11 protein-coding genes are annotated in these 14,318 nt (G+C 55.1%); 6 read left to right on the top strand and 5 right to left on the bottom strand.

The annotated features are described in order from the left end of the window. Positions 1 to 166: 166 nt before the first annotated feature. Positions 167 to 1,162 (top strand): acyltransferase, encoded by a 996-nt coding sequence (locus ACSZO4_RS05305; protein ID WP_437887828.1) that lies wholly within the window; start codon positions 167 to 169, stop codon positions 1,160 to 1,162. Here ACSZO4_RS05305 and ACSZO4_RS05310 read toward each other — a convergent pair. The 4 genes from ACSZO4_RS05310 to xylA all read right to left on the bottom strand — a co-directional run bounded on the left by ACSZO4_RS05310 (position 1,155) and on the right by xylA (position 5,685). Beyond that, complete coding sequence (locus tag ACSZO4_RS05310; protein WP_437887829.1) at positions 1,155 to 2,075, bottom strand: GlxA family transcriptional regulator; 921 nt, start codon at positions 2,073 to 2,075, stop codon at positions 1,155 to 1,157. The two genes, ACSZO4_RS05305 and ACSZO4_RS05310, sit on opposite strands and share 8 nt — an antisense overlap. Beyond that, positions 2,072 to 2,617, bottom strand: a complete 546-nt coding sequence (locus ACSZO4_RS05315) for an isochorismatase family protein (RefSeq protein ID WP_437887830.1) — start codon at positions 2,615 to 2,617, stop codon at positions 2,072 to 2,074. The genes ACSZO4_RS05310 and ACSZO4_RS05315 overlap by 4 nt, the downstream gene beginning before the upstream one ends. Positions 2,618 to 2,835: 218 nt before the next feature. After that, on the bottom strand, positions 2,836 to 4,290 hold the full coding sequence (gene xylB / locus ACSZO4_RS05320) for a xylulokinase (RefSeq protein ID WP_437887831.1): 1,455 nt from the start codon (positions 4,288 to 4,290) through the stop codon (positions 2,836 to 2,838). 72 nt (positions 4,291 to 4,362) lie between these two features. After that, a complete protein-coding gene (gene xylA, locus ACSZO4_RS05325; RefSeq protein WP_437887832.1) occupies positions 4,363 to 5,685 on the bottom strand; it encodes a xylose isomerase in 1,323 nt (440 codons plus the stop codon). Positions 5,686 to 6,046: 361 nt separating this feature from the next. Between xylA and xylF the strand changes: the two genes are divergently transcribed. The 4 genes from xylF to xylR all read left to right on the top strand — a co-directional run bounded on the left by xylF (position 6,047) and on the right by xylR (position 11,114). After that, positions 6,047 to 7,039, top strand: coding sequence for a D-xylose ABC transporter substrate-binding protein (xylF, locus tag ACSZO4_RS05330; protein ID WP_437887833.1), 993 nt, complete (start codon positions 6,047 to 6,049; stop codon positions 7,037 to 7,039). An 81-nt stretch (positions 7,040 to 7,120) separates the two neighbouring features. Further along, on the top strand, positions 7,121 to 8,662 hold the full coding sequence (locus ACSZO4_RS05335; protein WP_437887834.1) for a xylose ABC transporter ATP-binding protein: 1,542 nt from the start codon (positions 7,121 to 7,123) through the stop codon (positions 8,660 to 8,662). Further along, a complete protein-coding gene (gene xylH, locus ACSZO4_RS05340) occupies positions 8,640 to 9,821 on the top strand; it encodes a xylose ABC transporter permease XylH (RefSeq protein WP_437887835.1) in 1,182 nt (393 codons plus the stop codon). The genes ACSZO4_RS05335 and xylH overlap by 23 nt, the downstream gene beginning before the upstream one ends. A gap of 93 nt (positions 9,822 to 9,914) precedes the next feature. Next, the gene (gene xylR / locus ACSZO4_RS05345) at positions 9,915 to 11,114 is read left to right on the top strand and encodes a D-xylose utilization transcriptional activator XylR (RefSeq protein WP_437887836.1); all 1,200 of its coding nucleotides are present in this window, start codon (positions 9,915 to 9,917) and stop codon (positions 11,112 to 11,114) included. Positions 11,115 to 11,154: 40 nt separating this feature from the next. Here the strand turns inward: xylR and ACSZO4_RS05350 are convergent, their stop codons facing one another. After that, complete coding sequence (locus ACSZO4_RS05350; RefSeq protein ID WP_437887837.1) at positions 11,155 to 11,982, bottom strand: protein bax; 828 nt, start codon at positions 11,980 to 11,982, stop codon at positions 11,155 to 11,157. A gap of 318 nt (positions 11,983 to 12,300) precedes the next feature. On the opposite strand from ACSZO4_RS05350, the gene ACSZO4_RS05355 reads away from it, so the two are divergent. Further along, the gene (locus ACSZO4_RS05355) at positions 12,301 to 14,226 is read left to right on the top strand and encodes an alpha-amylase (RefSeq protein ID WP_437887838.1); all 1,926 of its coding nucleotides are present in this window, start codon (positions 12,301 to 12,303) and stop codon (positions 14,224 to 14,226) included. The last annotated feature ends 92 nt before the right edge of the window (positions 14,227 to 14,318 follow it).

Consider the following 14,318-nt stretch of genomic DNA (forward strand, 5'->3'; position numbering starts at 1 on the left):
CAGGCTAACCTGCTGTTATTTTTAATAGAAGAGAAGTGTTCGAGGGGGGATTTTGCAAATCTCGCTCCGTCAGCACAAGCAGCGGCAGGAAAACTCAGAATTATCCAGTGAAAAAGTGGAGTAAATCGTAAGTCTGAGGCTATTTAACGGGAAAACTGAGGAACTGATGCCGGCAAAAATTGACTGGATTGAAAACCTGCGCGGGATAGCCTGTCTGATGGTGGTGATGATTCACACCACCACCTGGTACATTACCAATGCGGCAAGTATCAGCACCTTCGACTGGGGGATCGCCAACCTCCTGAACTCGGCATCGCGCGTTAGCGTTCCGCTTTTTTTTATGATTTCAGGCTATCTCTTCTTTGGTGAACGTAGCGCTCAGCCACGGCATTTTCTACGCATTGGCCTGTGTTTACTGTTCTACAGCAGCCTCGCCTTTGCCTGGATTTTTTTCTTCACCTCGATCAACAGCGACCTGTCGCTGAAAAACCTGCTGCAAAAACCGGTGTTCTACCATCTGTGGTTCTTCTTCGCCATTATCGTCATCTACCTTGTATCACCGCTGATTCAGGTGAAAACGGTCAGCGGGAAAATGCTGCTGGCACTGATGCTGGTGATTGGCGTCATCGCTAATCCCAATACGGTTTCGCAAAAAATCGATGGCTTCACGTGGCTCCCCATCAACCTCTACATCAACGGCGACACCTTTTACTATGTGATTTACGGCCTGCTGGGACGCGCACTCGGGATGATGGACACCAACAAAAAACATCTCAGCGTAATCAGCGCCGTCGTCTTCGTGCTGGCGGTCTGGGCGATTTCACGCGGCACATTGCATGAGCTGAAATGGCGCGGCAATTTCGCCGACACCTGGTATCTGTACTGCGGGCCGCTGGTCTTTATCTGTGCTATCTCACTGTTAACGCTGGTGAAAAACACCCTGAATAGCCGGGTCTTACCCGGATTAAAGATTATCTCGCAACACTCGCTGGGGATTTACGGTTTTCACGCGCTGATCATTCATGCGCTGCGTACCCGTGGGGTTGAAATTCAAAGCTGGCCGGTGCTGGATATTGTCTGGATATTCAGCGCCACGCTGCTGATAAGCCTGGGGCTGTCGATGCTGTTACAGCGCATTGATACCCGGCGCTACGTCAGCTAGCCAGACGCTGGCGGGCCCGATGTAGCTGGCGCGGGGAGGAAAAACCCGCCGCCATTGCGGCCTGCTCCATCCCTCGTCCCTGCAGCAGCCACTGTTCGGCAACCGCCAGACGCAGCTGCTCAAGATAATCGCGTACGCTGATGCCAAGATGCTGCTGAAAAAGGCGCGTCAGATGACGTGGGCTGATATGCACCTGGTCGGCGATATCGGCCAGCTGCCAGCTCTTCTGCGGCGCGGCGGTCAGCAGGTCCTGTACCCGGTGAACCGCCGGATGCAGATGGTTGCGATAGCGTAACCAGGGCGAAAGCTGGGGATCATCGCCTGAGCGACGAAACCAGACCACCATCTCCCGCGCCACCGCCAGGGCTACTTCAGCCCCGCAAATGCGGTTAATCAGGTGCAACGCCAGATCAATGCCGGAGGTGATCCCGGCGCTGGTCCAGATGCCACGATCCTCAATAAAGATGCGATTTTCTTTGACCATAGCCGCAGGGGCTGCGGCTTTAAGCCTGCCGATAAGATGATGGTGAGTGGTGCACTGGATCCCGGTCAGTAATCCCGACGTCGCCGCCAGTAATGCCCCTGAACAGACGCACATCAGACGAATTTTTTGGCTATGGATCAGCGGTTGCAGGCGCATCAGCCAGTGGCGCACTTTATCAGCCTGCGGCGTGGCAAAGGCGTTTGCCGAGTCGGTAACGCCGGGCAGCACCAGCAGACTGCCTTCCGGCAGGGTGTCCGGCAGGGGAGAAATGCCTCCCACCGTCAGGCCTATCGAGGTGGAGATCTCGGCGTCTGGTCCAATATAATGCAGCCGAAAAGCTCCCTTCGTCAGCACGAAGGTCTCCGCCGGGCCGCTCATATCCAGCGCCAGCAGGCCAGGCAGCATCACAAACCAGACATCTGTTTTCATATCGATTCCAGGGTTTCACTGACGGTTTTCACCGTGGCAAAGCGGCCTTCCAGCACCGTTTCCGTGCGATGACGAAGCATAGCGCAATCCAGCGTAATGCCTTTGTGGGTCATCGGGAAGGTTAATGTGGCTTCACTGACAAAGGTCACCTGATAACCGAGATCCGAGGCCACCCGTGCGGTGGTTTCACAGCATTGTTCGGTACGCATCCCGCAGATAATCACATGGTTAATATCACGCGCCCGCAGCCAGTAATCCAGCCCGGTATCGGTAAAGGCATTATGCACATGCTTGTAGAACGTGACCGCAGGCTGGTGGGTCAGAAAAGCCATCGGCGCAACATAGCCGCTCGCCAGCGAAAAGGGACCGCCGCTGGTGTCATTCACATGGAAAATGTCCACGACCGGCACACCGCGCGACGCACAGCCGGTAATCAGGGTCGTCATCGCGTCACAGAATGCGGGTAAATGCTCTTCCTGCCAGAACTCACGGTGCAGGAAAGAGAGCTGGGTATCGATATTGATCAGTGCAGTACGAGTCATTTCAGGACGCCTTTCTCAGTGGGTGTAACACCATTCTGACAAGGCAAGATACGTTTGCTAAGACCAAAAAAGGACATCTTCAGGCCGATTACGGACCACTGCACCCTCCGCCGAAGCAGAGCTGAGTGATCCCCAGAAAAATACCCGCACGGACAGTCCCCTCTCCCATTTTGGGAGAGGGTTAGGGTGAGGGGAACATGCGGCTCTGATGGTCATTTTTATGACATTAAAGGCAGCAGTTGCTGATAGATGCGCCGGAAGGTCTCGCGGCGCGGCTGATAAACGGCATGACGGGAGGTGTCCGGCAGGTGCTGTTGTTCAATCGCCAGCTGCGGCAGCAGGCTGGTCGCCGGAACCTGCGGGTTGACCGCGATTTGCGCCAGTCGGGCTGCGCCAAGCGCCGGACCAACGTCACCGCCGGTGCGATAATCCAGTTGCAGACCGCTAATATCCGCCAGCATTTGTCGCCAGTAGCCGCTACGAGCCCCGCCGCCAATCAGGGTGATGCTCTGCGGCTTCACGCCACAGGAGTGCACCACATCCATGCCGTCCGCCAGCGCATAGCCGACCCCTTCCAGGACCGATTTCGCCAGTTCATTAGGGCCGTGCTGATGGGTCAGGCCAAAGAATACGCCTTTGGCATGCGGATTATTGTGCGGTGTACGCTCACCGGACAAGTAGGGTAAGAACCACAGCTCGCCAGCGCTATCATCCGCCTGCTCCGCCGCCGCAATCAGCGCCTGAACCGATTCCTGGCCGGTAAGTTTTGCCGCCCAGTCCAGGCAAGAGGCGGCACTGAGCATCACCGACATTAAGTGCCAGCGCCCAGGGAGCGCATGGCAGAAACTGTGCACCGCACTTTCAGGCTTGCTGAGAAACCCTTCGCTGACCGCAAAATAGACCCCGGAGGTGCCAAGAGAGAGCATCGCCTGACCGGCATCAGCCATACCGACCCCCACCGCGCCTGCGGCATTGTCGCCGCCGACCGCCACCACCGGCACCGGCGGCAATCCCCAGCGTTCTGCCACCGCAGGCAGCAGAGTTCCGGTGACGTCACTGCCTTCAAACAGCGCGGGCATCTGCTCGCGGTTAAGTCCGCAGGCCGCGAGCATCTCGTCGCTCCAGTCGCGTTTTGCCACATCCAGCCACATGGTTCCGGCCGCATCTGACATATCGCTGGCGTAAGCGCCGGTCATTTGCAGACGCAGGAAATCCTTCGGCAGCAGTACTTTCGCCACCCGGGCAAACACCTCAGGCTCGTGGTGTTTGACCCACAATAATTTCGGCGCCGTAAAACCCGGCATCATCAGATTGCCGGTTATCGTCCGGGAGTTTTTTACCTCAGCTTCCAGCAACGCGCACTCTTTGGCGCAGCGTCCGTCATTCCACAAAATCGCCGGGCGTAGCACCTGGTCGTCTTTATCCAGCAAGGTGGCGCCGTGCATCTGCCCGGCCAGGCCAATGGCCTTCACCTGCTGTAATGAATGCTGTTCGCCAAGGGAACGGATCGCGCGGTCGGTCGCCTGCCACCAGTGCGCGGGATCCTGCTCGGACCACAGGGGGTGCGGCCGCGAGACGCTGAGCTTTTCCGTTTGCGAGGCCAGGACGCTGCCCTGCTCATCGAGCAGAATGGCCTTTACCCCGGAGGTGCCAAGATCGATCCCGATATACATAGTGGTAACTCCTTTCAATGAAAATGCCCGGTAGCGCGCTGCCGACCGGGCAAACAGGCGCGTGATAAACGATTACTTGTCGAACAGGTAGTGATTGACCAGGTTTTCCAGCAGCTCCTGGTGACCACTCTGATGAGAAGGCGCCAGATTTTGCTGTTCAGCATACTTCGCCAGTTCAGCAAGTGTGAGCTGACCCTGGAGAATTTGCTGGCCCAGTTCACCATTCCAGCCCGCATAACGTCGGGCAACTCGTTTATCCAGCTCGCCCTCTTCGGTCATTCGGGCAGCGACTTTCAGCGCCAGCGCCATGGTGTCCATCGCGCCGATATGGCCATAGAACAAGTCGTATTTATCGGTGCTCTGGCGACGGACTTTGGCGTCAAAGTTCAGTCCGCCGGTGGTAAAGCCCCCCGCTTTGATGATTTCATACATCACCAGCGCATTCTCTTCGACGCTAATCGGGAACTGGTCGGTATCCCAGCCCAACTGCGGATCGCCACGGTTGGCATCGACCGAGCCGAAAATCCCCAGCGCAATGGCGGAGGCAATTTCATGATGGAAGGAGTGGCCCGCCAGGGTGGCGTGGTTAGCTTCAATATTCACTTTGATCTCTTTTTCGAGGCCAAACTGTTTTAAGAAACCGTACACGGTCGCCACGTCATAATCATACTGGTGTTTGGTCGGCTCCTGCGGTTTTGGCTCAATCAGCAGCGTCCCCTGGAAACCGATTTTATGTTTATGCTCAACCACCATCTGCATAAAGCGGCCGATCTGTTCGCGCTCCTGGCGCAGGTCGGTGTTGAGCAGGGTTTCATACCCTTCGCGCCCGCCCCACAGCACATAGTTTTCGCCGCCCAGTTTGTGGGTCGCGTTCATCGCCGTCACCACCTGGGTGGCAGCCCAACTGAACACGTCCGGATCCGGGTTAGTGGCAGCGCCTGCGCCGTAGCGTGGGTTGGTAAAGCAGTTCGCCGTACCCCAAAGCAGTTTCACGCCGCTCTGCTGCTGCTTTTCTGCCAGCACCTCTTCCATACGGGCAAAGTTGTTCAGGTACTCTTTGAGCGAAGCCCCTTCCGGCGAGACATCCACATCGTGGAAGCAGTAGTAAGGCACGTTCAGTTTATGGAAAAATTCAAACGCGACATCCGCCTTACGTTTGGCCAGTTCAAGCGCATCGCCCGGCTTCTGCCATGGCCTGTCGAAGGAGCCAACGCCAAACATATCCGCGCCATTCCAGCAGAACGTGTGCCAGTAGCAGGCGGCAAAACGCAGGTGGTCTTCCATTCGTTTACCCAGCACCAGTTCATCCGGGTTGTAATGGCGAAATGCTAAGGGATTAGTGGTTTTCGGGCCTTCGTAACGAACGCGTTCGAGCTGGTCGAAATAAGCTTGCATATTGAGCTCCATAATCAGGTGTGCGGCAAAGTTTCACTCTCGAATCAATACTGGATTTTCTCGATGCCTTGCTCAATTACGTTATTTCACTCTGCCATTAAGAGAATACCCAAATGTGCGCTACATCCCAAAACAACGCTTATTACTTCTTCTGCTATTTATTCTCGCTGGCGCAAAACCGATTCCGCTTATTTTAAAATCAGATCACGGTCAAACTTCCACAAATAAACCAAAAAACATAATAGCCGGATAAAAACCAGCAATTGCCAGCCCCGCCTGACATGTTAAAAATTTGCAACGTTCAACGCAGTGCATGTTTCTTTTATCTCAACGTTATCACCCTACAAAAGGTATTATTATTATGAAGATAAAGAACCTTTGCCTTACTCTCTGTGCTTCATTGCTGCTTGTCAGCATGGCGGGTCATGCGAAAGAAGTAAAAATTGGTATGGCGATCGATGACTTACGCCTTGAGCGCTGGCAGAAAGACCGTGATATTTTCGTGAAAAAGGCCGAATCACTGGGCGCGACGGTGTTTGTGCAGTCTGCTAACGGGAATGAAGAAACACAAATGTCGCAAATCGAAAATATGATAAATCGCGGCGTTGATGTGCTGGTCATTATTCCTTACAACGGTCAGGTATTAAGTAATGTTGTAAAAGAAGCAAAGCAGGAAGGGATTAAAGTGCTGGCTTACGATCGCATGATCAATAATGCCGACATCGATTTTTATATCTCTTTTGACAATGAAAAAGTCGGTGAATTACAGGCGCAAAGCCTGGTCAACAAAGCCCCTCAGGGTAATTACTTCCTGATGGGTGGTTCCCCGGTTGATAATAACGCCAAGCTGTTCCGCGCAGGCCAAATGAAAGTATTAAAACCCTACATTGACAGTGGGAAAATAAAAATTGTCGGCGATCAGTGGGTCGATGGCTGGCTGCCGGAAAATGCGCTGAAAATCATGGAAAACGCCCTGACCGCCAATAACAACAAGATTGATGCAGTGGTTGCCTCTAACGACGCCACCGCGGGCGGGGCTATTCAGGCCCTGAGTGCGCAGGGTCTCGCCGGGAAAGTGGCCATTTCGGGCCAGGATGCCGACCTTGCCGGGATCAAACGCCTGATTAACGGCAGCCAGACCATGACGGTGTACAAGCCAATCACCCAGCTTGCCAACACCGCTGCCGAAATCGCTGTTGAACTGGGAAATGGCAAGGAGCCCAAAGCTGACGCCACCCTCAACAATGGCCTGAAAGATGTCCCTTCCCGTTTGCTGACGCCGATTGAAGTGACCAAAGACAACATCGACGTCACGGTTATCAAAGACGGATTCCATCAGAAAGACCAGCTGTAAGCCTCAGGTATGCCTCCCGCTGGAGGCATACCGGATTCTCTCTTCAGGCACTGTGAATACCCCGATTACGTGGAGCACGTTATGCCTTATTTACTCGAAATGAAGAACATCACCAAGGCCTTTGGCGTGGTCAAAGCCGTGGATAACGTCAGCCTGCGGCTTAACGCGGGAGAGGTTATGTCCCTGTGCGGCGAGAACGGTTCCGGTAAATCCACATTGATGAAGGTTCTCTGCGGTATTTACCCCTGGGGCAGCTACGACGGTGACATTGTGTTTGCGGGCGAAACGCTACAGGCCGCCCATATTCGCGACACTGAACGCAAAGGGATTGCCATCATCCACCAGGAGCTGGCGCTGGTAAAACACCTGACGGTGCTGGAAAACATCTTTCTGGGGACCGAAATTACCCGCCACGGCGTAATGGATTACGACACCATGACGCTGAGGTGCGAAAAATTACTTGCCCAGGTCAGCCTGAATATCTCCCCTGACACCCGGGTGGGCGATTTGGGTCTTGGTCAGCAGCAACTGGTGGAAATTGCCAAGGCGCTGAATAAACAAGTGCGCTTGTTGATCCTCGACGAGCCCACCGCCTCCCTGACTGAACAAGAGACCGCCGTGCTGCTGGACATTATTCGCGATCTGCAAAATCACGGTATTGCCTGCATTTACATTTCCCACAAGCTCAATGAAGTCAAAGCGATATCCGACGTTATCTGCGTTATCCGCGACGGGCAGCACATTGGCACCCGCGACGCTGCCGGTATGAGCGAGGATGACATTATCACTATGATGGTCGGTCGCGAGCTGACGGCGCTTTACCCAAACGAGCCGCACACCAGCGGAGAGGAGATCCTGCGGGTCGAGCATCTGACCGCCTGGCACCCGGTTAATCGCCATATCAAACGGGTTAATGACGTCTCATTTTCCCTGAAACGCGGTGAAATCCTCGGTATCGCCGGGCTGGTCGGCGCGGGCCGGACGGAGGCAGTCCAGTGCCTGTTTGGCGTCTGGCCGGGGCGCTGGGAGGGGCAAATTTACCTCGACGGCAAGCAGGTGCAGATCAACAACTGTCAGCAGGCGATTGCCAATGGCATCGCCATGGTGCCGGAAGATCGCAAAAAAGATGGCATTGTCCCGGTGATGGCGGTCGGTAAAAATATCACTCTGGCGTCGTTGGGTCAGTTTACCGGCAAGCTCAGCGCGCTGGATGATGCCGCCGAGCAGCACTGTATTTTGCAGTCGCTACAGCGGCTGAAGGTTAAAACCTCCTCTCCCGAGCTGGCGATTGGTCGTCTGAGCGGGGGGAATCAACAAAAAGCCATTCTCGCTCGCTGCCTGCTGCTCAACCCGCGCATTTTGATCCTCGATGAGCCCACGCGCGGCATTGATATCGGCGCGAAGTACGAAATCTACAAGTTAATCAATCAACTGGTCCAGCAGGGTATTGCCGTTATCGTCATCTCGTCGGAATTACCCGAAGTGCTGGGACTGAGCGATCGCATCCTGGTGATGCATGAAGGCAAGCTCAAAGCCTCCCTTATCAATCATCAACTAACCCAGGAGCAGGTCATGGAAGCGGCGCTGAGGAGCGAACATCATGTCGAAAAGCAACCCGTCTGAAATGAAACTATCCGCCCCGCAGCCAGGGGCATTCGCAGGGCTAAAATCCCTGAATTTGCAGGTTTTTGTCATGATTGCCGCCATTGCCGTGATCATGATGTTCTTCACCTGGATGACAGATGGCGCTTACTTAAGCGCGCGCAATGTCTCCAACCTGCTGCGGCAGACGGCGATCACCGGCATCCTCGCGGTGGGGATGGTCTTTGTCATTATCTCTGCGGAAATTGACCTTTCCGTTGGTTCGATGATGGGCCTGTTAGGCGGCGCGGCGGCTATTTTTGACGTCTGGCTGGGCTGGCCACTGCCGTTGACGATTGTGGTGACGCTGGTGCTGGGCCTGCTGTTAGGCGCGTGGAACGGCTGGTGGGTCGCCTATCGCAAAGTGCCGTCGTTTATTGTCACCCTCGCAGGGATGCTGGCGTTTCGCGGCGTGCTGATCGGCATCACCAACGGCACAACGGTGTCGCCCACCAGCAATGCGATGTCGCAGATTGGCCAAAGTTATCTTCCTGACAGCATTGGTTTTGGCGTTGGGGCGCTGGGTCTGGTGGCCTTTGTTCTGTGGCAGTGGCGTGGACGGATGCGTCGTCAGTCGCTCGGACTGGCCACCCCCGCCTCCACGTCCGTCGTCGGCCGTCAGGCGCTGATTGCGGTGCTGGCGTTGGGGGCTATCTGGTTGTTAAACGATTACCGTGGGGTGCCCACTCCGGTTCTGATCCTCGTCTTCCTGCTGCTGGCGGGCATGTTTATGGCCACACGCACGGCCTTTGGTCGTCGCATCTACGCGATTGGCGGCAATATTGAGGCGGCCCGGCTTTCCGGCATTAATGTGGAACGGACCAAACTGGCGGTCTTTGCCATTAATGGCCTGATGGTGGCGATTGCCGGGTTGATCCTCAGCTCACGCCTGGGGGCGGGGTCTCCCTCCGCAGGCAACATTGCGGAACTGGACGCCATTGCCGCCTGCGTGATTGGCGGCACCAGCCTGGCAGGCGGCATTGGTAGCGTCGCCGGGGCGGTGATGGGGGCCTTTATCATGGCCTCGCTGGATAACGGCATGAGCATGATGGATGTGCCGACGTTCTGGCAATACATTGTTAAAGGCGCGATTTTGCTGCTGGCAGTGTGGATGGATTCGGCCACCAAACGCCGGGCATGATCGCAATAACGGTCACACTGCCGGAAGATTTTTCTCCGGCAGTGTGATGAATATGATAATCAGGACTGATTATTCATTCACGACGGAATCGACATGTTTGAAAAGCGCCACCGCATTACGTTGTTATTCAATGCCAACAAAGCCTATGACCGCCAGGTCGTTGAAGGCGTTGGGGAATATTTGCAGGCGTCACAATCAGAATGGGATATTTTTATCGAGGAAGATTTCCGCACCCGCATTGAAAACATCAAAGAGTGGCTCGGCGATGGCGTCATTGCTGACTACGACGATCCGGAAATAGAACGCCTGCTTGCCGATGTGGATGTGCCTATCGTCGGCGTCGGCGGCTCCTACCATACTCCAGGGCGTTACCCTCCGGTGCACTATATCGCTACCGACAATTTCGCGCTGGTCGAGCAGGCCTTTTTGCATCTCAAAGAGAAAGGGGTGAACCGTTTTGCGTTCTATGGCCTGCCCGCGTCCAGCGGCAAGCGCTGGGCCGCAGAGCGTGAGTATGCATTCTGCCAGCTTGTCGCCCAGGAGAAATACCGCGGCGTGGTTTATCAGGGGCTGACCACCGCGCCTGAGAACTGGCAGCATGCGCAGAACCGGCTGGCGGACTGGTTGCAAACTCTGCCCCCGCAAACGGGCATTATCGCGGTCACCGATGCCCGCGCACGCCATGTATTGCAGGTCTGCGATCACCTGCATATTCCGGTGCCGGAAAAGCTCTGCGTGATTGGTATTGATAACGAAGAACTCACCCGCTATCTCTCGCGGGTTGCCCTTTCGTCCGTTGCGCAGGGCACGCGGCAGATGGGCTATCAGGCGGCAAAACTGCTGCATCGGCTGCTGGATAATGAATCCATGCCGCTCCAGCGCCTGCTGGTGCCGCCGGTACGCGTGGTGGCTAGGCGCTCAACGGATTACCGTTCCCTGAACGACCCGGCGGTGATTCAGGCCATGCATTACATTCGCAACCACGCCTGCAAAGGTATCAAGGTTGATCAGGTACTGGATGCCGTTGGTATTTCACGTTCCAATCTGGAAAAGCGCTTTAAAGAGGAAGTGGGCGAAACTATTCATGCGGTGATCCACGCCGAGAAGCTGGAAAAAGCCCGCAGTCTGCTGGTTTCCACATCATTATCCATCAATGAGATCTCGCAGATGTGCGGCTACCCGTCACTGCAATATTTCTACTCCGTGTTCCGCAAGGAGTATGACAGCACGCCGAAGGAGTACCGCGAACGTCATGGGGAAGTGTTATTGCCGCCGGGGGATGTCAGCAATTAAGCCATGAAAAACGCCTTCCGGCTGGAAGGCGTTGACTGGATTACATATGCGAAGCGATTAACTGCCGGTTGTCCTGATACATAGCAAACAGATAGTTGTTATAGCTTGCACCCTTGGTGGAGTAACCCTTCAGCTTATGGATCATATTGCTGGCCGTCACTTCCTGATCCGCTTTACGCAACTGCGCACGGGACTTACGGAAGGAAGAGTACGCCGGGTGCGTGTTCAGGTTCACCACGTACGCGCCCACGGACTCCTCAACGGATTCAAAGTGCGAATAACCTTTCACTTTGCCAGGGCCGTTGGTACAACGCCCTTTCCCGCATCTCATGCCAAACAGGTTGTTATTGTTACGCGCCAGCGTAGAGGTGCCCCAGCCACTTTCCGCTGCAGCCATGGTGGCAACCATGCTGTCGGGGATAATGTCCACACGCTCCATTAACGTATTCCACGGAATACGACGGGTATTGCCAGCCCAGCTCACTTTGTAGCGTTTGGCAATATCCTTCAGACGCGCACGATCGGCAGTTGACCACTGCTGGCTGTATTGACGTTCCATCATCCAGTTACGATCGGCAGTGATGGCTGCATTTTGACGGGTAATGTAAGGCATAACCGTCCGGAGAAACGCTTTCTTTCTTGGTGCTCCGGAAGGGTATTTTCGCAAATCAGGAAGTGAACTGCCATTTACACTATTGCGAGAATACTCTTGTTTACTGATTGCCTGTTTTGTACCGGTCGTCTTTGAGATTTGGGCCTTCTTACTCACTGTTTTGCTGTGCGTTTGTGCAAGCGCCTCACCTGAAAACATGATGGTGAGAAACATGAGTATCGAAGCCCCAAGTCGTCGCAAGGGAGTCGATATCATTAAGTCTCCTGGTCGGATATAAACATTCCAACACCTTATTTTTTTCACAATTTTGAGAGCGGAATCTCAAATCATAACAAAAATAGCCTCTGAGAGCACGTACAGAAATAAGCCAATTCTTAAAAGCTGTCATCTGCAACCTGCTACAAAGCGAAAACGACAGTGCAAATTTGTGGCGATTATCGCAAATTCCGCACAAAATTTGCGCAATATCACTCACCCTTACGCCTCCTCCCTGGCGATAACGCGCACGGGAGGAGTTGCCGGCATGCAGCCGATGGCAAGATGCAGGAAACTGACGATACGGGAAGCATTCAGATGCAATTTCGCGCCCTTTTACTCCTGCTGTTACCCGCTGCGGCCAGCGCCAACTGGTCTGCACCAGGCCTTGCTGCCTTTGAGGATGCGGGCAGCGGCGTCTGGAAGAGTGAATCACGACTGCAAAAAGGAACCTGGCCTCTGACGTTGCAGAGTGGCCAACAGTGCTGGCAGCCCAGTGGGGAGATCAAACTCAACCAGATGCTGTCGGTGAAAAGCGAGACGGCGGAGAAAGCCGCCAATGTGATGCGCCAGTGCCCAACGTGGGACGGTCAACCACTCACCCTCGACGTCAGCCATGCCTTCCCGGAAGGTAGTCAGGTACGGGATTTCTATAGCCAGAACACCGCAACCGTACAGAACGGCAAAATTACCCTGCAACCGGCGGCGAACAGCGACGGGCTGTTGCTGATTGAGCGTGCACAAACCACGGCCGCCGCTCCCTTCAACTGTCAAAACGCCACTCTCTACTTTGTGCTGACGGACCGCTTTGTTAATGGCGACCCGACAAACGACAACAGCTACGGGCGGCATAAAGACGGCATGCAGGAAATTGGCACCTTCCACGGCGGCGATCTCAAAGGCCTCACCAGCAAGCTCGACTATCTGCAACAGCTTGGAGTCAATGCGCTGTGGATAAGCTCCCCGCTGGAGCAGATCCACGGCTGGGTGGGCGGTGGAACAAAAGGCGATTTTCCCCACTACGCCTATCACGGCTACTACACCCAGGACTGGACACGGCTGGATGCCAATATGGGCAACGACGCGGATTTACGTCAACTGGTCGATGAAGCCCATCAACGCGGCATCCGTATTCTCTTTGACGTGGTGATGAACCACACCGGCTACGCGACGCTTGCGGATATGCAGGAGTACCAGTTTGGCGCGCTGTATGTACAAGGGGAAGAACGGAAAAAAATCCTCGGTGAGCGCTGGACCGACTGGCGGCCCGGTCCTGGGCAAAGCTGGCATAGCTTTAACGATCTGATTAACTTTAGCGATAAAAGCGCCTGGCAAAACTGGTGGGGGAAGAACTGGATCCGCACCGATATTGGCGAGTATGACAATCCTGGCTTTGACGATTTAACGATGTCGCTGGCGTTCCTGCCCGATCTCAAAACCGAATCCACCACGGCCTCCGGCTTACCGGTTTTCTATCGCCACAAACCCGATACCGCCGCGCGGGAAATCCCGGGCTTTACGCCCCGTGATTACCTCACTCACTGGCTGAGCCAGTGGGTGAGGGACTACGGCATTGACGGCTTTCGCGTTGATACCGCAAAGCACGTTGAGCTTGCCGCCTGGCAGCAGCTAAAAACCCAGGCCACCGCCGCCCTGGCCGAGTGGAAAAAGGCCAATCCGCAGAAAAAACTCGATGATGCCCCTTTCTGGATGACCGGTGAATCCTGGGGCCACGGCGTAATGCGCAGCGATTACTACAATCATGGCTTCGATGCGATGATCAACTTCGACTATCAGGAGCAGGCTGCAGGCGCGGTCAACTGCCTGGCGAATATGGATCTGGTCTGGCAACAGATGGCAGAAAAACTGCAAAGCTTTAATGTCCTCAGCTATCTCTCCTCCCACGATACGCGTCTGTTTCGCGAGGGCGACCAGCAGGCAGCGCAGCTGCTGATGCTGGCGCCGGGCGCGGTACAGATTTACTACGGCGACGAGACCCGTCGACCGTTCGGCCCAACCGGCTCCGACCCGCTTCAGGGTACGCGTTCGCAAATGAACTGGCAGGACATCAAGGGTCAGTCGGCGCAAACACTGGAGCACTGGCAAACGCTGGGGCAATTTCGTGCCCGCCACCCGGCTATTGGCGCAGGCAAACACACCACGCTGAGCCTGCAACAGGGGTACGGTTTTATCCGTGAACAGGGCGATGATAAGGTGATGGTCGTCTGGGCAGGCCGCCGCTAAGGTTGCTGTCGCCTGTCTCTCCTCAGGCGACACACTCCCTCCTCTGATATATAAAACCAACATAAATAAAACTAACAACATAAAACACCAGC

This window comes from Phytobacter sp. V91 (assembly GCF_965644225.1).
In the GTDB taxonomy this organism is placed as follows: Bacteria; Pseudomonadota; Gammaproteobacteria; order Enterobacterales; family Enterobacteriaceae; genus CBFFRJ01.

Excerpts from the sequence above, each read along its gene's own strand:
- ACSZO4_RS05305 (WP_437887828.1), top strand. The coding sequence starts at position 167 with ATGCCGGCAAAAATTGACTGGATTGAAAACCTGCGCGGGATAGCCTGT.
- ACSZO4_RS05310 (WP_437887829.1), bottom strand. The coding sequence starts at position 2,075 with ATGAAAACAGATGTCTGGTTTGTGATGCTGCCTGGCCTGCTGGCGCTG.
- ACSZO4_RS05315 (WP_437887830.1), bottom strand. The coding sequence starts at position 2,617 with ATGACTCGTACTGCACTGATCAATATCGATACCCAGCTCTCTTTCCTG.
- xylB (WP_437887831.1), bottom strand. The coding sequence starts at position 4,290 with ATGTATATCGGGATCGATCTTGGCACCTCCGGGGTAAAGGCCATTCTG.
- xylA (WP_437887832.1), bottom strand. The coding sequence starts at position 5,685 with ATGCAAGCTTATTTCGACCAGCTCGAACGCGTTCGTTACGAAGGCCCG.
- xylF (WP_437887833.1), top strand. The coding sequence starts at position 6,047 with ATGAAGATAAAGAACCTTTGCCTTACTCTCTGTGCTTCATTGCTGCTT.
- ACSZO4_RS05335 (WP_437887834.1), top strand. The coding sequence starts at position 7,121 with ATGCCTTATTTACTCGAAATGAAGAACATCACCAAGGCCTTTGGCGTG.
- xylH (WP_437887835.1), top strand. The coding sequence starts at position 8,640 with ATGTCGAAAAGCAACCCGTCTGAAATGAAACTATCCGCCCCGCAGCCA.
- xylR (WP_437887836.1), top strand. The coding sequence starts at position 9,915 with ATGTTTGAAAAGCGCCACCGCATTACGTTGTTATTCAATGCCAACAAA.
- ACSZO4_RS05350 (WP_437887837.1), bottom strand. The coding sequence starts at position 11,982 with ATGATATCGACTCCCTTGCGACGACTTGGGGCTTCGATACTCATGTTT.
- ACSZO4_RS05355 (WP_437887838.1), top strand. The coding sequence starts at position 12,301 with ATGCAATTTCGCGCCCTTTTACTCCTGCTGTTACCCGCTGCGGCCAGC.